Raw genomic sequence first — 21,481 nt, 5'->3', positions numbered from 1 at the left:
CTTAAAGCGGCGAGTTTTTGCGTTCGATGCCGTAACGTTCGATCTCTTTGTAAGGCACGACGATGGACGTTTTCTTGCGTACATCGACCACCGTCATGCGGTCGGTGCAGGAATAGCAAGGGTCGAGACTGCCGATAATCAGCGGTGCGTCGGAGACGGTATTGCCGCGCAACATGTAGCGCAGCGTCGGCCAGTTGGCGTAGGTCGCCGCACGGCAGCGCCAGCGGAACAGCTTCTGATTGTCACCGGTCATGCTCCAGTGAATGTCGTCACCGCGTGGCGCTTCGGCAAAACCGAGCGCGAAACGGTGCGGAATATAATTAAAGCCTTCCACTGCCAGCGGGCCACCGGGCAGGCTTTGCAGGCCAAACTCGATCATATTCAGGGAGTTAAAGACTTCGTGAATGCGCACTTTCAGGCGGGAATAAACGTCGTTACCGGTTTCGCTGTACAGTTCGAACGGCAGTTTGGCGTAACCGGCGTAAGGGTGATCCTGTCGCATGTCGCGGCGGTGTCCGCTGCCGCGCACCATCGGGCCGACGTTGCTGAAATCGCGCGCCACCTGCGGATCCAGAATGCCAACGCCCATGCTGCGTTGTTCGGTGTTGGCGGTACTCAGCAGAATATCCACCAGCTCATTCAGGTCACGACGCATGCCGCCTGCCAGCGCAATCGTGGCAATCATGTCGTCTTTTAATATGTCGCGACGGATGCCGCCGATCAGGTTCATGCCGTAGGTTTTACGCGCACCGGTCAGGATTTCCGCCATCTTCATCGACTGCTCACGGATGCGGAAAAACTGCATAAAACCGGAGTCAAATCCGACAAAGTGACAGGCCAGCCCGAGGTTCAGTAAATGGCTGTGCAGGCGTTCTACTTCCAGCAAAATGGAGCGGATCATCTGGGCGCGTTCCGGTACCACAATCCCCATCGCGTTTTCGACCGACGAGGTATACGCCACGCTGTGGGTAAACCCGCAAATGCCGCACACGCGGTCAGACAGGAACGTCACTTCGTTATAGCCCATGCGGGTTTCGGCCAGTTTTTCCATGCCGCGATGCACATAGAACAAACGGTAATCCGCGTCGATAATGTCTTCGCCATCGACAAACAGACGAAAGTGTCCGGGTTCGTCAGAAGTGACGTGCAGCGGGCCAATTGGCACAATTTTGCTGCCTTCTTTGGCCTCAGAAATAAACGGATAGGTTTCTTCATCTGTGGTCGGTGCAGGGCGCTGGCGGTAATCCATCGCGTCTTTGCGCAGCGGATATAAATCGTCAGGCCAGTCATCCGGCAACACCAGACGACGTTCGTCCGGCAGCCCTACCGGACGCAAACCATACATATCACGCACTTCACGCTCACCCCAGACCGCCGCCGGTACGCGCGGTGTCACGGACGGGAATTCCAGTGAAATCGGATCCACCTCGGCGCGCACGGTTATCCAGCACTTCACGCCTTTCTCCATCGACAGCACGTAATACAGCGCGTAGTTGCCGCACAGCGTGCGTTCGTCGTTACCGAACAGCACGGAAAGCCAGCCGCCCTGCTGGTAATACAGCCATTCGACCACTTCCGGCAGCCAGTTCAGCCTGATGGTGACGGTCGCCTGCGTGTCGGTCTGCCATTCGCTGCCCAGAATCGCCGACGGAAACTGTTTTGCCAGCGCAGCCAGATACTCTTTGCCGACCGGGTTTTGATTTAATGCGGTGTTGAACTCACTCATTGCAAAGCCTCTTCCCGCCGCAGCGGGACAAGAAAAATGTCAGGTCAGCCTGCGACCAGCCAGGAAACCAGCGCCAGAAACGCCAGACCGAATCCCGCCCACGTAGTGCGGGAGGTTTTAAGAAAGCGCAGACGGGCGACGCTGTTTTCGATGAGCGCGACGACAAACACCGCGATCAGCAGTTTCAGCAGACACAACACCACGGCGATCAGCAGCGTCAGCGGCGTAATGTGTTCTGCCAGTCCAAACGGGAAGAACAGGCCGAGAAACAGTTGCAACACCACCAGTTGTTTCAGGCTGATGCCGATTTTCAACACGCCTAACGCCGCGCCGGAATATTCGGTCAGCGGACCTTCCTGTAACTCCTGCTCGGCTTCGGCCATATCAAACGGCAGCTTGCCCATTTCGATATAGGTGGCGAACGCACAGGCCAGACCGGCCAGAATCAGGGTTAATGAAGAGGAAACCGGCCAGTGCAGTACCCGCGCCGCAATCGCGCCGAGTGATGTGGAACCGGCGACCAGCGCCGCCACCCAAAGGCCGAGCAGCAGAATCGGTTCGACCAGAACGCCGAGTACCGCTTCACGGCTGGCGCCTATGCCGGAGAAAGTGCTGCCGGTGTCGAGTCCGGCGATGGCAAATACAAAGCGCACTACCGCAAACAGATAGATAACGGTGATCAGATCACCCGCCGCGCCCATCGGCGATGTCAGCGTCACCACAGGCAGCGCAGTAGCGATGACCAGTAAACCGCCGGTCAGCAGATACGGCATACTGCGAAACGCCATGCCTGCCGCCGCGGGGGCAACGCTCTGTCGCCGGAGTAATTTGGCGATATCACGGTATTCCTGTAATACGCCGGGCCCGCGCCGGTTGTGCATCCGCGCACGCATCACGCGGCTGAATCCGGCAAATAACGGAGCGACAGCCAGCAATGCCGCCGCCTGAATCAGCGCCAGCGGCCACAGCGAACCGGCCAGCAGGGAAGGAAAGTTCATAGTCAGTTCCTCAGGCAAAAGCCACGACCAGTAATACGGCCAGTTCGATGAACGCCAGACGACGGCAGAACGGCCCCAGCCAGCCACGGTGCAGGGCTGAAACCAGTGACGCCGGTGTCGCATGGCTGCGCAGACGGTAAAGCGGAGCAAACATCACGCGCAGCGGCTGGGCGAAACCGGTCGCCGTCACCACCATGTCGGCGGAGTGCGCGTAACCACAGGCCCAGGCATCGCCACGCGAACGGTTTGGCAGCCGCGCGCCACGCAGAACTGCGGCGATAAGCCACGGCACTAACGGCATTCCCAGCAGCAAAATGGCCACCATCGGGGCAGACACCGCGGACGCCGGCGAGAACGCCACGCCATGCTGAGCAGCCAGCAGAACCGGCGTGTTCAGTACGGAGGCGGCGACAGCAGAGAATTGCGGAATAATCCACGGGGAAGCCACGCCGGAAATCACGCACAACAACGCCAGTAATACGGTGCTGAACGTCATGGCGCGTGGTGCCGGTGTGGCGTCTGCGGCAGCCTGGCTGCGCGGTGTACCCAGGAACGTGACGCCAAAAACTTTGGCAATACACATCAGCGCCAGCGCGCCGGTCAGTGCCAGACCGACCGCCAGCAGCGGCCCCATCAGGCGGGCGATAAAGACGTGGCTGCTGCTCAGCTGGAACAACGACTGGTACAGCAGCCATTCACTGGCGAAACCGTTTAACGGCGGCAGCGCGGCCATCGACATTAATGCGATCAGCATCGCTGCCGCTGTCCACGGCATCAGACGGGCGATACCGCCGAGTTTTTCCATGTCCTTTATGCCGGTCTGCATTTCAATTTCACCGGCACCGAGGAACAGCGCCGTTTTAAACAGCCCGTGGTTGAACAGATGGAACAGACCCGCCAGCAGCGCAAGGGAAGCCAGCACCGGCTGGTTCAGTGCCACGCCGGTCATTGCCCCGCCAATACCGAGCAAAATAATCCCGACGTTTTCCAGCGTGTGATAGGCCAGCAGACGGCGGATATCGTGCTCCATCAGCGCATACAACCCGCCGATAAACGCGGTCAGGATTGCCAGAAGCAATACCATCAGGCCCCACCAGAGTGGCGGTGCGCCCAGCAGATCCAGACCGACTTTTACGATGCCGATAATGCCGATTTTCATCAGGGCAGAAGAGAACAGGGCGGCGGCGTGAGCAGGCGCGCTGGAATGCGACTGCGGCACCCAGGCGTGCAGCGGGATAATCCCGGCGTATAGCCCGAAACCGGCCAGCGCCAGCAGGAAGGCCGCCGATTTAATGCCCGGCGTGAACGCCGTGTGGCGCAGCACCTCAAAATTGACGCTGCCGCTGGCGTGATGCAGCAGCGCGAAGGCCAGGATCAGACACAGTGTGCCGAGGCGGCCGGATAAAAACTGATTCAGACCGGCACGGCGGCTTTTCACATCGTCAGCCTGAACAATCATGAAATAGGCGCACAGGGCAGCCAGTTCCATCATCAGGATCAGTTCCACGGCGCTGGCCGACATCGCCGCTGCTGTCAGTGCGGCCATTAGCAGATTGCACATCAGACCGGTGCGGGCGCGCTTAGGGGCTCTCACATTCGCCAGCCACGCACAGGCATACAGGCTGCACATCAGCGCGGTGACGGACATCGCCAGCAGGATTAAGGCATTCAGCGCAGTCAGTTCAGCGTGAAAAGGCACCACCGGCAGTACGGCCTGAACCGCCACACCGCCCTGCAAAATCTGTAACGCCGCCACGATAACGCACAGCGCTGCCGCCATGCCGCCTGCGCCAAAAATCAGGCTGCTGATTTTCGTCATGGACGCCAGAAGCCAGCCACCAAGGCCGCTCAGCACCCAAATCAGCAGCGCCAGCGCCAGTAACGACGCCGGTTCACCGGTAAATAGAGTCGTCATTATTTAGCCTCCGTATCAGGGGCGTTCAGTGAAGTCAGTCCGGCGGGGAAAACGTTCATGGCATTGAGGCGTTTTTGCTGGCTGGAATATTCAGACAGGCTGGCGGTAACCAGCGTGATGGCCTGGGTCGGACAGGTTTTGATGCATGCCGGACCTTCCGGGCTGAAGCTGCATAAATCGCATTTCACCGCCACGGCGCGAAGCCCTGGCACGCAGTCGAGAAACGGGCTGACAGCGCGTGGCGCACGCGGTGCGGGCAGCGCTTTTGAGGTATTGCAGTCACGCGGGATATCAACAGGTGTGCTGGCGGAAAACGTTATCGCCCCGAACGGACAGGCGATGCCGCACAGTTTGCAGCTCACACACAGGCTCTCGTTAAGATGAATGGCGTCGTTTTCACGGGTGATGGCGTTCACCGGACAGACCTGCGCACACGGCGCGTCTTCGCACTGGTGACACATCACCGGCGCAGAATCCAGCCGGTTGCGCATCACCTGCAAGCGGGGCTCGGATTGCAGGCCGTGAAGCTGGTGCTCCTGCGAACAACTCGCCATACAGGTATTGCAGCCGATACAAAGTTTGGGGTCCGCGATCACATACTGATTCATGGCGGCCATATTGCGCATGAAGTCTCCTTGGTATTTCGTCAAAGGTGACGAAATCGGCACTTAAATTGACATTTCGACATTTATGTCGGCATTGGATCCGCTAAAAACCGGTCAATATTTTCGGTGAAAAGATTATTCCCACCTGACCGTAAAATAATGTTTTAGGTTTTTTATCCGGCGTGGCCGAGTAATTTCTCAAGTTGCGGATGCACCGGCTGATTACTGTGCAGGGAATCAAACAGGCACTGATAAATAGCGGAGATTTTATTCAGATAATGTTCCAGCACGGCGTTCTTATCGTGGATATCCACCGTGCCGTCCACGCGGCCATCCTCACTTAATCTGGCCTGCGCGAAGGCTCTGAAATCCACTTCTTCCTGGCCTTGCGCCATGTTCAGGCTGTAAATGATCTCCTGACTGTAAAAGTCATCGCCCTGATGAATACTCACCACAAAATGATTGAACAGCACAAAGCGGATGTCCTGTTCTTCTCCACAGTTAAACTCATGATTTATCTTTTTATTTGATGTGGTGACGGCCTTTATCAGGCTGTTCTGATAGGTATGCCATTGTGATTTCATCTGGCTGTTTTTGCTGGCGATATAGTCGGCTTTAGTAGTCAGTTCGCTGAGAGTGCTCATGTTCATTATCCGTTGTTAATTGATATGTCGGGTGACGACGAAAATACGACGCATAACTCTCTGTTGGCATAAAGCGTGCCAGTTTCTGTTTTATTCTGATAAATGCTTTTTAATTAACGGGTTAGATAGGATTTGGCTTTGGTTCTGTGTCAGCGGATAAAATAAATGACATGTCGATGACACCTTATTTCGACAATTATGACGGGCGGTGACGGCTTATTTCTGCACATCATTTACTGAGAAGGTTTTTGCATAAAGGCAACGTGTCGAAATTTCTGGCATCAATATTGCAGCCAGTCTTAATTGTTCTCCCGAGGGAGGGGAAATAATGCACGAAATAACGTTATGCCAGAATGCCGTTGAAATAATGGAACAGTTCGGACGGCAAAATAATGCGCGGAAAATTACCGCGGTATGGATGGAAATCGGCGCGTTTTCCTGCGTCGAACCGGAGGCCGTGCAGTTTTGTTTTGAGCTGGCGTGTCGTGAAACGCTGGCGCAGGGATGCGAATTGCATCTGGACACACCGGCGGCAGAAAGCTGGTGCCGCACCTGTCAGCAGGATATCGCGCTGCTCAGCCCAAACGTGCTGATTTGCCCGCAATGTGGCGGACGCGATTTGCGGGTGATTGCCGGTGACGGCATGAAAATAAAACGTATCGAAATCGAATAACGGGCGTTTGTTTGCCCGGGGAGAAAGCTATGTGCAGTACCTGTGGTTGTGCCAGCGGCGAACTTCGTATTGAAGGCGTCAGTAGCGGGCACGCTCATCATTCTCATGACCCTTCGCACGACCATCATCACGATCATTCCCATGCCCATTCCCACGGACTGCCATTTGCAGCGCGTCGTCTGGTGGATATCGAAATGGATGTGCTGGCGAAGAACAATCACATTGCCGCCCACAACCGCGAGCACTTTGCTGAGGCGGGGATTCTGGCGCTGAATCTGGTGTCCAGTCCCGGTTCCGGCAAAACCACCTTACTGACCAGCACCCTGACCCGGCTGGCCCCGTATTTCGACTGCGCGGTAATTGAAGGCGATCAGCAAACCACCAACGACGCCGACCGGATCCGCGCCACCGGCGTTCCGGCCATTCAGGTCAATACCGGCAAAGGCTGCCATCTGGACGCGCAAATGGTTCACGATGCGCTGCATCAGTTATCGCCAAACAACAACAGCCTGCTGTTTATCGAAAACGTCGGCAATCTGGTGTGTCCGGCCAGTTTTGATCTCGGCGAACTGCACAAAGTCGCGGTACTTTCCGTGACCGAAGGCGAAGACAAACCGCTGAAATATCCGCATATGTTTGCCGCTTCCCGCCTGATGATCCTCAACAAAATCGATTTACTGCCTTACGTCAGTTTTGACGTTGAGACCTGTATCGCCAATGCACGTCAGGTGAATCCGCAGATTGAAGTGATTCAGCTTTCTGCCACCACCGGCGAAGGCATGGATCAGTGGCTGCACTGGCTGGAGCAGCAGCGATGTGCATAGGCATTCCGGGACAAATCGTCGCGTTGCATGAAAATCAGCCCGATCACGCCTGGGCGCAGGTATGCGGACTGCGACGTGAAGTTAATATCGCGCTGGTGTGTGAAGGCGACCGCGAAGCGCTGATCGGCTGCTGGGTATTAATCCACGTTGGTTTTGCCCTGAGCCGGCTCGATGAGCACGAAGCGCTGGACACGCTGGCCGCGCTGCATGCGATGGAAGAAGTGGAAGCCGACGTCGCCTTATTTTTGGGTGCAGGAGAATCAAGGTAATGCGTTTTGTTGATGAGTTTCGGGATCCGAAACTGGCGAAAACATTAATCCAGCGCCTGCATCAGCGGGCGGCACATCTGCCTTTCAGCGCAGAAAAGCCGATGCAAATTATGGAAGTGTGCGGCGGTCATACCCATGCCATTTTCAAATTCGGACTGGATAAACTGTTGCCCCCGCAGCTGGAATTTATTCACGGACCGGGGTGTCCGGTATGCGTGTTGCCGATGGGGCGAATTGATGCCTGCTGCGAAATCGCCGGGCATGACGGGGTGATTTTTTGCACCTTTGGCGATGCGTTGCGCGTGCCGGGAAAACAGGGTTCGCTGTTGCAGGCGCGCGAACGCGGCGCGGACGTGCGGGTGGTGTATTCCCCGCTGGATGCGCTGAAGCTGGCGCGTGAAAATCCGCAGTCTCAGGTGGTGTTTTTTGCGCTCGGTTTTGAAACCACGCTGCCGGTGACCGCCGTCACGCTGCAACAGGCGCGGCGGGAAGGCCTGAACAATTTCACCGTCTTCTGCCAGCACATCAGCCTGATGCCTACGTTGCGCAGCCTGCTGCAACAGGAGGATGTGCGCATCGACGCCTTTCTGGCACCCGGTCATGTCAGCATGGTGACCGGCACGGCACCGTATCATTTCATCAATGAAGAATTCGGTAAGCCGCTGGTGATCAGCGGTTTCGAGCCACTGGATATGCTGCAAAGCGTGCTGATGCTGGTGGAACAAGTTTGCGAGGCATCGTGTAAAACAGAAAACCAGTACCGGCGCGTCGTGCCGCAAGAGGGTAATCTGCTGGCACAGGAAGCCATGCGCGAGGTGTTCCGGCTTTCCGGCAGCAGCGAATGGCGCGGGCTGGGGATTATCGAAGACTCCGGTATTTCCCTGAGCCGGGCTTATGCAACGTTTGATGCGGAAATTCGTTTCAGACCGCAGGCGCAGCCGGTGGCGGATGATCCGCGTTCCCGTTGCGGCGAGGTGCTGACCGGACGTTGCAAGCCGCATGAATGCCCGCTTTTTGGCACCGGTTGTACGCCGCACAACGCGTTTGGTGCGCTGATGGTGTCCTCCGAAGGCGCCTGCGCCGCGTGGTATCAGTACCGGCATCAGGAAACCACAGCACAAGAAACAACAACAGAAGGTGTGTGACAGGATGAGTGAGCATAAAGACGTCGTCACCATGGCGCACGGCAGCGGCGGGCGGGCGATGCAGCAGATGATCGAACGCCTGTTCCTGAGTGCTTTTGATAACCCGTGGCTCAGTGAGCGCGAAGATGCGGCACGTTTGCCGATTGCCAGCCTGAGTGCGCAGGGCGACCGACTGGCGTTTACCACCGACAGCTATGTCATCGATCCGGTGTTTTTCCCCGGCGGTAATATCGGCAAGCTGGCGGTGTGCGGAACGGCGAATGACCTGGCCGTCAGTGGTGCAACACCGGCATATCTTTCCTGCGGATTTATTCTCGAAGAAGGGTTGCCGCTTGAAGACTTGCGCAAGATTGTGAATGCGATGGCACAGACCGCCCGCGAGGCCGGGATTGCCATTGTCACCGGCGATACCAAAGTGGTGCAGCGCGGCGCGGCGGACAAGATTTTTATTAATACGGCGGGGATCGGCGTGATCCCGGCGGATGTCCGCTGGGCTGCCAGCCATATTCAGGCCGGAGACAAAGTGATCGTCAGCGGCACGCTGGGCGATCACGGTGCCACTATCCTCAATCTTCGCGAACAATTGGGAATGACGCTGGAGGTGGAAAGCGACTGCGCCGTGCTGGCGCCGATGATCGCTCCGCTGCGCGCACTTTCGGGTGTCCGCGCCTTGCGCGATGCCACGCGGGGCGGGGTCAATGCGATCCTTCATGAATTCAGCGCCGCCAGCGGGTTCGGGATGTGCATCGACGAAACGGCTATCCCGGTGAAGCCCGCGGTACGCGGAATTTGCGAGCTGCTCGGGCTGGAGCCGCTCAATTTTGCCAACGAGGGAAAACTGGTGGTGGTGGTTTCGGCGCAGGAAGAAAACGCGGTGCTGAAACTATTACGCAGCCACCCGCTGGGTGCCGACGCTGCGACGATAGGTGAAGTAACAGAAAATCCCCGGGTCTGTCTGCGCGGTGCGCTGGGGGTTTCACGCCAGCTAATGTTGCCCCATGCGGAGCCATTACCCCGCATTTGTTGATCTCGTCAGGGGAGAGCGCCGCTATGAAGGCGTAAACTTTCTTAATAGTTTCTTCAAAAATGCTTTGAATCAAAAGCCAGAGTTAACGCTATGCAGAGTGCAACAATGAGCATTACCAAACACAAAGGATTGCTGGAACTGACGCGCACATTGCTGCTGCAACAGACCATGACATCGCTGCTGGAAACTCTCACTCAGGTAGTGCAGGGCGCGGGTATTGCGGATACCGTGACGCTGGTGTTGTTCGACAACAACAGCGAACGCGTCAGTTTTTATGGTATCGATCCCCATCATCAGCCGGTCAGCTATGAAGATGAAACGCTGCTGGCGACCGGTCCGGTACATGCCCTGCTAAATAACCCGAAAACTCAGGTCTGGCGCAGCGATGCTTTGCATCTGCGTTATCCGCAATTAAGCGCACTGAATCTGTATCCGCCATTTAGCGGATATTGTCTGGTGCCTTTGCTGGCTTCATCCGGTTTACTGGGGGGCTGTGAGTTTACCCGCCAGAATGCAACGCCGTTCAGCGAAGAAGACAAAAACGGTCTGCACGAACTTTGTATGCTGGCTGCCATTGCGGTTGAACAAATCCAGCTGCGTGAAAATGCATTGTTTCAGCAATCTCAGCTGCGTCACGAGCGGGACGATTTCCGCATTCTGGTCGATATCACTAACGCGGTTCTCTCAAAGCTGGATCTTGATGAGCTGACCGGTGAAATTGCCAAAACCATTCATCATTTTTTCCACATCAATGCCATCAGTATTGTGCTGTGCGATGCGGACAAAGACAGCGAACAGGCCAGTGTTTACGCCACTCATTACGTACAAACTCACGTTGCAGAACGCGAGCAGTCGCGCATGATGCTGAACGGTTCCCTTGAGCAACAGGTGATGAAAAGCGGCGAAATGCTGCTGACCAATGTCCGGCCAGCAGAAGAATTCGGGAGCGATGAGAGCACGCTGTTTCAGCTGCTGTGGCGTGATCAGACCCAAACGCTGTGCATCCTGCCGTTACGTTTTGGTCACAAAACGCTGGGCGTGCTGAAACTGGCGCAGTGTCAGCCTGATAATTTCAATACGGCGAATTTGCATGTTTTACAGCAAATTGCCGAACGTATTGCGATTGCGGTAGATAACGCGCTGGCCTATCAGGAAATCAAAAGCCTGAAGGAAAAATTGCAGCACGAGAACCTGTATCTTACCGAGCAAATCAACAGCAATAACCCGGATTTCAGCGACATTGTCGGGCGCAGTCCTTCCATGTCTGCGATGCTGAAGCAGGTCGAGATCGTGGCGAAAAGCGACTGCTCGGTACTGATCCTCGGTGAAACCGGCACCGGCAAAGAACTGATCGCCCGCGCTATTCATAATCTGGGCGATCGCCGTGATCAGCGAATGGTGAAAATGAACTGTGCGGCGATGCCGGCTGGCCTGATGGAAAGCGATCTGTTCGGCCATGAAAAAGGCTCTTTCACCGGCGCTACGGCGCAGCGTATGGGGCGTTTCGAACTGGCTGACAAAGGCACGTTATTCCTCGATGAAGTGGGTGAAATCCCGATTGAACTGCAACCCAAGTTGCTGCGTATTTTGCAGGAACAGGAGTTTGAGCGTGTCGGCGGCAATAAACTGATTTCAGTGGATGTGCGGATGATCGCGGCGACTAACCGTGACCTGCGCCAGATGGTGGCCGACAAAGAATTTCGCAGTGACCTGTATTACCGGCTGAATGTGTTCCCGATTGTCATTCCGCCGCTGCGTGAGCGTCCGGAAGATATTCCGCAGCTGGTGAAATTCCTGACCTATAAAATCGCCAAACGCATGAAGCGCACCATCGACAGTATTCCCGCCGAAACCCTGCGTCTGCTGAGCCGTATGCCGTGGCCGGGCAACGTGCGCGAGCTGGAAAATGTCATCGAGAGAGCGGTATTGCTGACGCGCGGAACGGTGCTGGATTTGCAACTGCCTGAGCTGAATTATCCGTTACCGATGGCTCCGTTGGTCACGCCTTCTGTGCGCGAAAGCACGCCCGCACCGCAGCTGAGTGAAGACGACGAGCGGGCGCGCATTTTGCAGGTGCTGAAAGAAACCAACGGCGTGGTGGCCGGACCCCGTGGCGCGGCTCAGCGGCTGGGATTAAAACGCACAACGTTGCTATCGCGAATGAAAAAACTGGGGATTGCCGCGCACTGATTTAATCCGTTTCCATTACCGCATCGGACAAGGAAATATGGCCGATGCGGTAATGCTGCCCGTTTCCTTCCGGCGGGTTTCTTCCCGCAGTAAAATGTATTTTCTTCCAGTTTGTCGTATCCCAGGCGGTCACCTCGATAAGTGTGTCACTGACCGTTTGCTGATCAGGTGGCGCAAGGTCACTGAAAGGTGCAATGTCAGTAATCTCTCTTTTGGCAAAAACAGCTGCCGCAACGTCTGCGCTGACGTGCGCTGCCAGCACCGGATAAACCCGGACCTGCGGCCAGCCGAAGGCTCTGGCGACACCTTGAAAACCGGCACCTGAAATAAAGCGATTCATACTTTGCACGTCATGCCACAGGTAAAACGGTGCATACAGATTTTCTGCGCTGCCGTATTGCGAGCAGTCGCGGCGGGCGTAAAGATAAGTTTTGAAGATAAGCCCGGCAAATCCATCCATCAGATGGCCGTTATCAGCAATGCGCTTTTCGATAATGCCCATGTCGTAATCGGCAGGCAGCGTAAAGGTGTATTGCATGGCAATCATAAGAACACTCCTTGTGGGAGTTTGAACATCTCACCATGACTGAACGACCAGTCTTCCGGTTGGGTAAAGCTCACCACCACCATCACATCCGCCGGAGAAATCCCCAGCGCAACGTGCAGTTTTTCAGCCAGATGACGGAACAGTTCCTGCTTCTGATAACTGTTACGCGGTTTGCCTGCGGTGATGTGAAACAGCAAAAAATCCTCTGAGCGGTGATGATTTTCCCCGGCAAGATAAGTCGGATTGATCACTCTCTGGCGGCGGCTGGCCGGTTCGAACAGCTGAAAACAGTCATCTTTAGGCACAGAAAAATGATCAACCAGTGTGTTCTGCAATATGGCTGAAATGGCGTCCTGCCAGGTATCTGCGTGGTGTTCGGGTAAGGAAATTCGGGTAAAAGGCAACGGTTGTTCCTCCGGTAACGGGGCGCGGTTTACTGATCGCTGAGCGCGGAGAAGCGCGTCAGGGCGGATGCCGCAGCGGGCCAGCCAGCATAAAACGCCAGATGGGTGATCACTTCCGCCAGTTCGGTTTGAGTGACGCCATTTTTCACCGCCAGACTCAGATGAAAGGGCAACTGCTCGCCGCGGTTCAGGGCAATCAGCGCGGCAACGGTGATCAGGCTGCGGTCGCGCGGTGACAGTTCTTCTCTTTTCCACAGGTCGCCGAACAGTACCTGTTCCGTCAGTTCTGCAAATTTAGGCGTCAGGCGTGACATCGCGTCCAGCGTCTGCGTTTGTGGGGAAGCTGTGCTCATATCAGGCTCCTTTTTGTGGGTGTGAGAAGGAGCATAAGGCGTTATGATTATCCTTAATATCGAAAATATCAGCAGTATTAATCCATGAAAACGGGATGATTAAACATGGCAAAACGACCGGTGACTTTTGATGCAGAGGCGTTGCGCAGTTTTGTGACCGGTATTGAGCTGGGCAGTTTTGTGCTGGCTGCTGACCGGCTGGGGCGCTCGACTTCTGCGGTCAGCGCACAGTTGAAAAAGCTGGAGCAGCAGGCAGGTACGGAGCTGGTACAGAAATCAGGGCGGCACCTGATCCTGACGGAACGCGGCGAAGTGATGCTGAGCTATGCGCGGCGGATCCTCCGCCTCAACGATGAAGTCAGCGCCATCATGCTCGCCAGCGCCCTGAGTGGCAGTCTGAATCTGGGCATGCAGGAAGATTTCGGCGAAGCGCTTTTACCGGCGCTCCTCGGCACATTTACCCGCGCACATCCGCAGGTGCAAGTCTCCGCCAGCATAACCCGCAACCAGCAATTGCTCGACGGGATCCGCCATAACGAGTTTGATCTGGCGGTGTGCTGGCAGGCCGATGAAGCGCCGCTCTTTCCATCCAGCCGGTCGCTGGGGCGTATACCGATGCGCTGGATAGGCCCTGAAAACTTCGACCTGAAACACTATCAGCAAACCGGCGAACCGCTGCCGTTACTGGTGTTCGAAGCGCCGTGTCTGATGCGAAATGCCGCCACAACGGCGCTGGATAAAGCGGGTATTCCGTGGCGTATCACGTTTACCAGCCGCAGCCTGAGCGGGATCTGGGCGGCGATGTCGGCGGGACTAGGCATCACCGTGCGTACCGATTTCGGCAGGCCGCAGACGGTCAGAATGTTAAATGCGTTGCCCGAACCGGGCGAAGTGGGGATCAGCCTGCATCAGGGGCAGACGCCACCCGGTGAGGCGGCGGGGTATCTGATTCAGGCGATAAGCGATTTCTTCGCGGTGCGCCGGTAAAACTGTACGTGTATAAATCGTGGCGGTTACTTCTTTGCGGGTTGCTGGCGATAGTGCGCCAGACGCTCGCGGAAATACGCCCGCAGATGCTCCGGTTGTTCCATTTCAACTTCGTCTGCATTCACCGGCAGATTATTGCGCTCACGCACCGCGACCGTCCCGGCGGCCAGTCCGGCACTCACTTTGTCCATTTCTTCTTTACTCAGCCCTGCGAGATTATTGTTCATAGCGTCTCCTTTTAATTCCACGGAGTTTAGCATTCTCAGCCCGCAAAAGGGTCTGCGCTGGGCGTGATTGGCATTCAATTTCACAATCGGTTTACAAAATCGCCAAAAGCAGGCCATTATTTATCCTTCTTTTGCATGGAACGGAGCCTGAAAATGACGCGAATGACAGCCAAAGATTTCCCTCCTGAACTCCTCGAATATTTTGATTTCTACGTACACGGCAAAATGACCAAGCGTGAATTTCTCGATTTGTCAGCCAAATTTGTGGCGGGCGGCTTGTCGCTGGCAGCGCTGACCACGCTGATGACGCCCAATTACGCCTACGCCGAACAGGTGGAATTCACCGATCCGGATATTGTGGCGGAATATATTGAGTACCCGTCGCCGCAGGGGCACGGCAGCGTGCGGGCGTATCTGGTACGTCCGGCCAAATTAGCCGGTAAAGTGCCCGGCGTAGTGGTGGTGCATGAAAATCGCGGGCTGAATCCGTATATCGAAGACGTGGCGCGGCGGGTGGCGAAAGCCGGATTTGTCGCGCTGGCGCCGGACGGTCTGAGTTCTGTCGGCGGGTATCCGGGTAACGATGAAAAAGGGCGCGAGCTGCAACAAAAGGTCGATCCGGCCAAACTGATGAACGACTTTTTTGCTGCGGTTGAATTTCTGATGCATCACCAAACGGCCACCGGCAAAGTCGGGATCACCGGTTTTTGTTACGGTGGCGGCGTAGCCAATGCGGCAGCGGTGGCGTATCCGGAACTGGCGGCCGCTGTGCCGTTCTACGGGCGTCAGCCGAAAGCTGAAGATGTGCCGAAAATCAAAGCGCCGTTATTGCTGCATTACGCCGAACTGGATAAACCGATTACCGAGGGCTGGCCTGCGTATGAGGCGGCGCTGAAGGCCAATAATAAAGTCTATGAGGCGCATATTTATCCCGGCGTGAACCACGGTTTCCACAATGATTCGACACCGCGCTATGACAAAGCCGCAGCGGATCTCGCCTGGGAAAGAACCATTGCCTGGTTCAAAAAGTACCTCGAACCGCAAACAGAAAGCGCATAAAAGAAAAGGGCGGGATCGCAAAATCCCGCTGGAGAGATGGGGTATGAATGATGAACCCATTGAGTGATGCATTCTTAACATTATCGTGATTATGATTATGCGTACCGAGCGTGTGAGTCACATTTGATAATGTCACTTTTGGAGATGCGGATGATTTGTTGGACTGATTATGTTGCGATCCCAAGATGCTGCCGGCATACGGTCAGGATTTTTTCACGATGAATGAAGTTAATCGCCTGCAGATTTTGCAGAACGTTGTCGATAACCGACTGACTACGTGTCTGACCACGCTGCGGCTCAACATTACCGACCGTCATTGCGTCGTCTTATCGAATAGCACGTATAAAAAATCTGGAAACTAAATTAGTTTCCAGATTTTCAAACAACCACTGGGGCATTCAACTGATCCTTAATGGATCGCATTTGTCCCTGTAAAAGCTAGTTTTTATTTTATAGATGGTGCGTATTAGTTATGCTTCGAACGTGCAACTAAATTATTAGCACCAATAGCGATCACTTGACACTCGTTTATCACTAACACGTTTTGTGTTGCCATGCTTGTCAGTATAAATACAAGGGTAAGTATCATAGCAAACACCGCGACCATTTAGATAATGAGAGAAATGTTTTTCTGTCCAGCAACTGTTACTACCGCCGCCGATAATGGTAACCGCCGCAACTTTATCGATGATTTTCATGAATTTTCCTTAATTTCTAAAATGATAAAATAACCTTTGCGGAATATAAGTAAGTATCCTTACAAAAGTGAGGTGTTTATAACACAACATAACTTACAGGCCGACGTTTAATTTATTAATAATTAATTTAATAATTCAAAATGCGAATAAAAACATTGGATTACGCGATAGTTTTTAACTCATGTGTTAATTTTTCAGTTTTTTGTTAAAAGTGTCGGTAGCAAATTTTTGGGGGGAAGTAGTTCACTGGAACAATTCAAATGTAAATCAATACCGAAAGGTGAATGGTTTCCTCTGCACGGTAATTTAAAGCCGGTACAGAGGATATGGCTATGAAAAGAAAAAATTAATTAAACTTTGTCATAATTATCCTGAACGTATCTGTACAGTTCCAGGTACAGCTCTTTATCACTGGATGCTTTGTTAAAATACATATACTCATCAAAATCAGGCATCTGCAGGTTTGTTTTTAAGGATTTAAGATTAAATACTTCTTTGAATTTTTCATAAAAACTCGAAGGGATAATTGCAATAGAGTCTGATACATAGATATGTGAACAAATAGCTAAAAGAGATTTTGCTTGTAATGAGCAAGGAGAATTTTGAAAGTAATCATTATTTAAACTTCTCATTTTGTGAAGCTCAGATATGTCTGAGTGAATTTTGGTAATAGATTCCGTGACATCAGATCCATATGTATATGAATCAACAATTCTTGGGTGGTTTTTTCTGCAGACTAAGACACAAGTATCTGAACCAAGGCGATACCCCATCTTAGAACCCTCTAAATCAACCTTCATTCCGAATACAAGGTCAACTTTTTTTAAAGAGAGACGCTCCCAAAAAACAGATTCTACTGTGGTATGAGACATTTGGACAATTTCACAATCAATATTCTTTGACTGAAGAAACAAGGTGATTAATGGGGTTATCTTAATTGAAAAGTAAGGCATGCACTCGATAACAAGTTTTCTTTGGATTTTCTCACTTAAATTCTCTATAGAATAAAGCAGTTCATGAATATTATCCTTTGTCTCGTCATACAATCTTGCTGCGACAGTCGTTGCGCTTAACTGTTGACCATCGCGGATAAATAACGGATCACCAATAATCTCTCGTAACTTTTGCAATGACTGGCTCACATTAGGTGAACTGCAGTTTAGAAATGATGCTGCATGCTTCACACTTCCTGTCTGATAGACAGCATGGAAATAGATCAGAAGATTTAAATCCAATCTTTTTTTTCTTCAGTTGGGTATGTGGGTTTTTCTTTATATTCATATGGTTATTCTGATTTTGGATTTAAAGAAACATGCAAGCATTCATGAGTCTTGCCCTCAGGTTCTGCCATGAGCTTAGACCATTCTTGAATCTGGTCTTTGTAAATATACACAATACCCTCATCATTCGATAGCATTTCTTTAACATCAAAATATGCAATACAGGGATAATGCTTCGGTTTATTAGACGCAATGAATTCAATTATTTCTTCTTCAGTACACAGGCCGATGTCTACAATACCTCTGAGCCATGCCCTACATTGCGACCAATTTTCAAAAAAAAACATTTCGCACCTCATTTTGTCAGTCAATTAATGACTTACCATTACTTTTGTTTTAAGCACAAACTCAAAAAAAATATACTTAATAATAAATTTAGTTCTAATTATCATCTGTATTCTCCGCGAAGCAGTAGCAGGGTTTCTGTAAGTATCCCGTCAAAACGGCCCATTCACTTTTAGAGATCTTCCGACATACTGATTATGTCCCCTGAGGCGATCGCTATGCGTAAGATCCGATTGACCGAACACCAGATCATTGCCGTTCTGAAGTCTGTCGAAGCCGTGCGCTGAAAGATTTCATCGAAAAAAAGCCTTAAAACCAGCGATAAAGCGTGAGCTCGTCAGATATCTGAGCACGCAGTTTACGATGAGCATACGCCAGGCATGCAGGACGTTATCGCTAAGCAGGACGGTGTTTCGTTACCTACCGGATACACGACGTGATGAAGCGCTGATCCAGGTGCTGACCGAGGCGGCTGAACGCTACCCCCGCTACGGATTTAAAAAGCTTTTTCAGGTGCTTCGCAGGCAGGGCCACGTCTTGAACCACAAGCGGGTACACCGGATTTACTGTCGCTAAAACTGAATTTTCGTCGTAGAGGTAAACAACGCCTGCCGGTGCGCAATCCGGCTCCGCCGGCAACGCCGGAGGCACTTAACCAAAATTGGTCGATTGATTTATGTACGATGCGCTGACATGCGGCCGACGTTTCGGACTTTCAACGTCGTCGATGATTTTAACCGCGAGGCTCTGGCCATCGAAATTGACCTAAATATCCCGGCACAGCGCATTGTGCGTGTTCTGGACAAAATAGTGGCAAACCGTGGATATCCGCTGAAAATGCGGATGGATAACGGCCCGGAACTGATATCACTGGCTCTGGCGCAATGGGCTGAGGACCATGCTGTGATGCTGGAATTTATCAAGCCGGGTAAGCCGATGCAGAATGCGTTTATCGAAGGGTTTAACCGAACTTACCGGACAGAAATACTGGATTTTTATCTGTTCAGAACGCTGAACGAAGCACGGGAAATAACGCAGCGCTGGCTGAATGAATACAACAGTGAACGGCCCCATGAATCCCTGAATAACCTGACGCCGGAAGAATACCGGCTGATGGCTGAGAAGACGGAAATCTCAAAAGTGTGTGGAACTAAAACGGGTATGCTTGCAAATCCATCTTGATTTCAAAATAGTGACATAGGTAGACTCTAAGAAATATCATTGGAAAATTGCCATCTTAAAACTTTATAAAAAAATTAACAGATGCATTAAGATAACTAAACCTTCTCAAATGTAACATTTTCAATGGGTGCTAAATAAAAATTTTATGTAACTCTAATAAGGTGTACCTGTGATGCTTTAAAAAAATTAGATAAACTTAAATTTTATTAACTTGCCAAATGTTATAAAAAATATATATTCCCAAGAAGAAATTGCTTACTTAAGCAAGTACCATTTCAATTAGTATAATGATATTTAAAATAGTGACAACATACCTAAAGGTGTAATTATGAATATTGGGATTATTAGTGATGTTCACAACAATGGCCTATCCGAGCAAGAGGTCATATCTACTTGCATTGATAATATAATCAATAATGGAGTATCTGGTATTTTAATCGCCGGTGATATTGGAGATTATGAGTCGAGGCGAAAAAATTTTTTTGAAATACTAAAGTTAAAGTCGGAAAAATATCACTTTCCAAATATCATATCAATGCTTGGTAATCATGATGTTAGGACTGGCGCACTACCTGATAAAAACTTAGATCCTGATTTGGTGAAGTTATATCATTCGTATCTGGATAATTTCAACTTAGAGTACTCAGACGATTTTATGAGTATTTGTTCGGTGATAAATGGATATTACTTTATCTGCTTAAACACTGACTTTGGACTCAAAGATCAAATGAAAATTAAAGACATTGCGATTGAATGGCTCGATAAAACTCTCCAAAAAGCTTCAGTTGATGACAAGCCAATTTTTTTATTAACACATCAGCCATTTAACTTTACACACTGGAGATCAAGTCTGTTTGGTGGATTTGGAGATCAAGATGAGTACCTCAAAGAAATTTTGATAAAGTATCCGCAGGTAGTTTGCTTGTGTGGGCACATACATAATGGTTTGGGAACAATTGAATTTATTCAACGTCCATTCGGTACACTTATTGAAATACCTAGCCTAACTAAGGGTGAAAATGGAGTGACCGATATGGGAACCGGATGGCTTGTAAAAATCCAAGAGGATAAGTTATTTTTCGAAGCTTGGGATTTTTATAAAAATATCCACCTTGATAAATATGATAAAACTTTAAATCTTCCAACCATTCCAATGCTATTAAAGCAATCTTTAGATTTAGGCATTGAGTTGAATCATGATTTGGCAGAGAATATCGAATTCTTAGTGAGTAAAGAATATGATAATGATATTCCTGATGGTGATAATACATATAGAGACCAAAGTTATTACGGACTACAAAAAATATATGGCGATGATACCTGGATTGAAATAGAAAATGTAAGGGATGAGATTATTGAATTACTGAAAGGGACTGAAGGCGTAGTTCATATCTGTAAATAGGTTAATAATTTGAGTTGGCATACCTCTTACAGTTTTCAAAAAATGCTAGCCAATCTAACTTGAAATGTATTTGCTAATAGTCATCATAGATATTGCTTAAACTTAAAGTAATTTTTTATCAAGACTAGCATTTCCAAAATACGCTACTGGATAAAAAATTTCATTATTTTTTGGCAAATTAATTAAATTTATGCCTGGAGTGAAGATTATGGTTTTGGATATTTTAACTGATAATCAAGCATTAACCTGGCTGATAGTCGCGGGGTTTTCTGCTTGGGGAGGGGTTGTTAGATATCTAATGGATAGACAGGGACGCAGATATAATTGGAGTTGGATGGGCGTCATTAGCCAAATAGTTATTTCAAGCTTTACAGGAGTGCTTGGCGGTCTACTAAGCTTAGAGAATGGAGGTAGCGATTATATGACATTCGCAATCTCAGGGCTTTTCGGCACGTTAGGTAGCACCGCTTTAAGCTATCTGTGGCATCGTTTTATGGGGAAGAAAAGTCATGAGTAGATTTTCATTAGGAAAAGTAAGTTTGAAAAATTTACAAGGTGTACATCCAGACTTAGTGAAGATTATTAAACTTGCTATAAGCATATCACGAATAGATTTTAGAGTAATAGAAGGGGTTCGTAGCGAAGAGCGTCAACGCCAGATGGTTATGAGCGGTCGTAGTCTTACACAAAATAGTCGGCACCTTACTGGACATGCTATTGACGTAGTGCCTATTGTTGATAATAAAGTTCCTTGGGATGACTTTTCAATTTTTGAAGAGTTAGCGAAAATAATTAAAAAAGCAGCTAAAGATTTAGATATTCCTATTATTTGGGGAGGAGAATGGTCAAAACTAAAAGATGGTCCTCATTTCGAACTACCTAGGTCATTTTACCCATAATAATAGAGTCTTATTAGTGCGAAAAAAATAATCAATTTATATAAATCACTAATTACAGAACTAAATTCTGGGATAAATATTAATCATAAAATTCGATTGGGTTTTATATTTTAGAATTTCACTCATAGGAAAACACAAGTAT

Annotated in this window: 24 protein-coding genes and 1 pseudogene; 12 read left to right on the top strand and 13 right to left on the bottom strand. The window is 50.8% G+C overall.

Going from position 1 to position 21,481, the window contains the following annotated elements; all coding sequences use genetic code 11:
* Nucleotide 1 precedes the first annotated feature (1 nt).
* The 5 genes from EC840_RS21800 to hycA all read right to left on the bottom strand — a co-directional run bounded on the left by EC840_RS21800 (nt 2) and on the right by hycA (nt 5,888).
* Nucleotides 2-1,726 (bottom strand): hydrogenase large subunit, encoded by a 1,725-nt coding sequence (locus tag EC840_RS21800; RefSeq protein WP_113876983.1) that lies wholly within the window; start codon nt 1,724-1,726, stop codon nt 2-4.
* Nucleotides 1,727-1,770: 44 nt separating this feature from the next.
* Nucleotides 1,771-2,724 carry a respiratory chain complex I subunit 1 family protein gene (locus EC840_RS21795; protein WP_132967059.1) on the bottom strand — a complete coding sequence of 318 codons (954 nt, stop codon included), beginning with the start codon at nt 2,722-2,724 and terminating at the stop codon, nt 1,771-1,773.
* A gap of 10 nt (nt 2,725-2,734) precedes the next feature.
* Nucleotides 2,735-4,639, bottom strand: a complete 1,905-nt coding sequence (locus EC840_RS21790; RefSeq protein WP_132967057.1) for a proton-conducting transporter membrane subunit — start codon at nt 4,637-4,639, stop codon at nt 2,735-2,737.
* Complete coding sequence (locus EC840_RS21785) at nt 4,639-5,247, bottom strand: 4Fe-4S dicluster domain-containing protein (RefSeq protein WP_113877065.1); 609 nt, start codon at nt 5,245-5,247, stop codon at nt 4,639-4,641. The genes EC840_RS21790 and EC840_RS21785 overlap by 1 nt, the downstream gene beginning before the upstream one ends.
* 170 nt (nt 5,248-5,417) lie before the next feature.
* Nucleotides 5,418-5,888 carry a formate hydrogenlyase regulator HycA gene (gene hycA, locus EC840_RS21780; protein ID WP_113876986.1) on the bottom strand — a complete coding sequence of 157 codons (471 nt, stop codon included), beginning with the start codon at nt 5,886-5,888 and terminating at the stop codon, nt 5,418-5,420.
* A 328-nt stretch (nt 5,889-6,216) separates the two neighbouring features.
* Between hycA and hypA the strand changes: the two genes are divergently transcribed.
* The 6 genes from hypA to flhA all read left to right on the top strand — a co-directional run bounded on the left by hypA (nt 6,217) and on the right by flhA (nt 12,016).
* Nucleotides 6,217-6,561, top strand: coding sequence for a hydrogenase maturation nickel metallochaperone HypA (gene hypA / locus EC840_RS21775; protein WP_112290067.1), 345 nt, complete (start codon nt 6,217-6,219; stop codon nt 6,559-6,561).
* A 29-nt stretch (nt 6,562-6,590) separates the two neighbouring features.
* A complete protein-coding gene (hypB, locus tag EC840_RS21770) occupies nt 6,591-7,385 on the top strand; it encodes a hydrogenase nickel incorporation protein HypB (protein ID WP_112290068.1) in 795 nt (264 codons plus the stop codon).
* Nucleotides 7,376-7,654, top strand: a complete 279-nt coding sequence (gene hypC / locus EC840_RS21765; RefSeq protein WP_113876988.1) for a HypC/HybG/HupF family hydrogenase formation chaperone — start codon at nt 7,376-7,378, stop codon at nt 7,652-7,654. Before hypB ends, hypC begins: the two co-directional genes overlap by 10 nt.
* Nucleotides 7,654-8,799: a hydrogenase formation protein HypD gene (gene hypD / locus EC840_RS21760; RefSeq protein WP_132967055.1), complete on the top strand. Its 1,146-nt coding sequence runs from the start codon at nt 7,654-7,656 to the stop codon at nt 8,797-8,799. Before hypC ends, hypD begins: the two co-directional genes overlap by 1 nt.
* A gap of 4 nt (nt 8,800-8,803) precedes the next feature.
* On the top strand, nt 8,804-9,826 hold the full coding sequence (gene hypE, locus EC840_RS21755; protein WP_132967053.1) for a hydrogenase expression/formation protein HypE: 1,023 nt from the start codon (nt 8,804-8,806) through the stop codon (nt 9,824-9,826).
* Nucleotides 9,827-9,916: 90 nt separating this feature from the next.
* Nucleotides 9,917-12,016, top strand: coding sequence for a formate hydrogenlyase transcriptional activator FlhA (flhA, locus tag EC840_RS21750; protein WP_132967052.1), 2,100 nt, complete (start codon nt 9,917-9,919; stop codon nt 12,014-12,016).
* Nucleotide 12,017: 1 nt separating this feature from the next.
* Here flhA and EC840_RS21745 read toward each other — a convergent pair whose 3' ends face one another.
* From EC840_RS21745 to EC840_RS21735, 3 genes are read right to left on the bottom strand one after another with little or no spacing between them, the layout of a single operon-like run.
* Nucleotides 12,018-12,563, bottom strand: coding sequence for a DUF4865 family protein (locus EC840_RS21745; protein ID WP_132967050.1), 546 nt, complete (start codon nt 12,561-12,563; stop codon nt 12,018-12,020).
* Nucleotides 12,560-12,967 carry a tautomerase family protein gene (locus EC840_RS21740; RefSeq protein WP_132967048.1) on the bottom strand — a complete coding sequence of 136 codons (408 nt, stop codon included), beginning with the start codon at nt 12,965-12,967 and terminating at the stop codon, nt 12,560-12,562. The genes EC840_RS21745 and EC840_RS21740 overlap by 4 nt, the downstream gene beginning before the upstream one ends.
* Before the next feature lie 29 nt (nt 12,968-12,996).
* Nucleotides 12,997-13,320, bottom strand: a complete 324-nt coding sequence (locus EC840_RS21735) for a carboxymuconolactone decarboxylase family protein (RefSeq protein WP_132967046.1) — start codon at nt 13,318-13,320, stop codon at nt 12,997-12,999.
* 105 nt (nt 13,321-13,425) lie between these two features.
* Between EC840_RS21735 and EC840_RS21730 the strand changes: the two genes are divergently transcribed.
* Nucleotides 13,426-14,307 carry a LysR substrate-binding domain-containing protein gene (locus EC840_RS21730; RefSeq protein WP_132967044.1) on the top strand — a complete coding sequence of 294 codons (882 nt, stop codon included), beginning with the start codon at nt 13,426-13,428 and terminating at the stop codon, nt 14,305-14,307.
* A gap of 26 nt (nt 14,308-14,333) precedes the next feature.
* On the opposite strand, the gene EC840_RS21725 is transcribed toward EC840_RS21730, so the two are convergent.
* Nucleotides 14,334-14,534, bottom strand: a complete 201-nt coding sequence (locus EC840_RS21725) for a DNA polymerase III subunit theta (protein ID WP_112290086.1) — start codon at nt 14,532-14,534, stop codon at nt 14,334-14,336.
* A 153-nt stretch (nt 14,535-14,687) separates the two neighbouring features.
* Here EC840_RS21725 and yghX point away from each other — a divergent pair, with 153 nt between their 5' ends.
* Entirely contained in the window at nt 14,688-15,593 is a 906-nt protein-coding gene (gene yghX, locus EC840_RS21720) for a YghX family hydrolase (RefSeq protein ID WP_132967042.1), read from the top strand.
* 167 nt (nt 15,594-15,760) lie between these two features.
* On the opposite strand, the gene EC840_RS25320 is transcribed toward yghX, so the two are convergent.
* The 4 genes from EC840_RS25320 to EC840_RS21705 form a co-directional block, all read right to left on the bottom strand.
* Nucleotides 15,761-15,910 carry a hypothetical protein gene (locus tag EC840_RS25320; RefSeq protein ID WP_157961002.1) on the bottom strand — a complete coding sequence of 50 codons (150 nt, stop codon included), beginning with the start codon at nt 15,908-15,910 and terminating at the stop codon, nt 15,761-15,763.
* Nucleotides 15,911-16,090: 180 nt separating this feature from the next.
* A complete protein-coding gene (locus EC840_RS21715; protein ID WP_132967040.1) occupies nt 16,091-16,291 on the bottom strand; it encodes a hypothetical protein in 201 nt (66 codons plus the stop codon).
* A gap of 350 nt (nt 16,292-16,641) precedes the next feature.
* Nucleotides 16,642-17,526 carry a LysR family transcriptional regulator gene (locus EC840_RS21710; RefSeq protein ID WP_132967038.1) on the bottom strand — a complete coding sequence of 295 codons (885 nt, stop codon included), beginning with the start codon at nt 17,524-17,526 and terminating at the stop codon, nt 16,642-16,644.
* 50 nt (nt 17,527-17,576) lie between these two features.
* Nucleotides 17,577-17,858, bottom strand: a complete 282-nt coding sequence (locus tag EC840_RS21705) for a hypothetical protein (protein ID WP_112290091.1) — start codon at nt 17,856-17,858, stop codon at nt 17,577-17,579.
* 216 nt (nt 17,859-18,074) lie between these two features.
* Here EC840_RS21705 and EC840_RS21700 point away from each other — a divergent pair.
* The 4 genes and pseudogenes from EC840_RS21700 to EC840_RS21685 all read left to right on the top strand — a co-directional run bounded on the left by EC840_RS21700 (nt 18,075) and on the right by EC840_RS21685 (nt 21,339).
* Nucleotides 18,075-19,038: pseudogene (locus EC840_RS21700) on the top strand (IS3 family transposase).
* 328 nt (nt 19,039-19,366) lie between these two features.
* A complete protein-coding gene (locus EC840_RS21695; RefSeq protein WP_132967036.1) occupies nt 19,367-20,440 on the top strand; it encodes a metallophosphoesterase in 1,074 nt (357 codons plus the stop codon).
* Nucleotides 20,441-20,648: 208 nt separating this feature from the next.
* Complete coding sequence (locus tag EC840_RS21690; protein ID WP_112291644.1) at nt 20,649-20,957, top strand: phage holin family protein; 309 nt, start codon at nt 20,649-20,651, stop codon at nt 20,955-20,957.
* Nucleotides 20,950-21,339, top strand: coding sequence for a M15 family metallopeptidase (locus tag EC840_RS21685; RefSeq protein WP_112291642.1), 390 nt, complete (start codon nt 20,950-20,952; stop codon nt 21,337-21,339). The genes EC840_RS21690 and EC840_RS21685 overlap by 8 nt, the downstream gene beginning before the upstream one ends.
* Nucleotides 21,340-21,481: the final 142 nt, after the last annotated feature.

It is taken from the genome of Rahnella sp. JUb53 (assembly GCF_004346065.1).
GTDB classification, from domain to species: Bacteria; Pseudomonadota; Gammaproteobacteria; order Enterobacterales; family Enterobacteriaceae; genus Rahnella; species Rahnella variigena.
The sequence above is the reverse complement of the archived record's forward strand: the minus strand, read 5'-3'. Positions and strand labels throughout refer to the sequence as shown.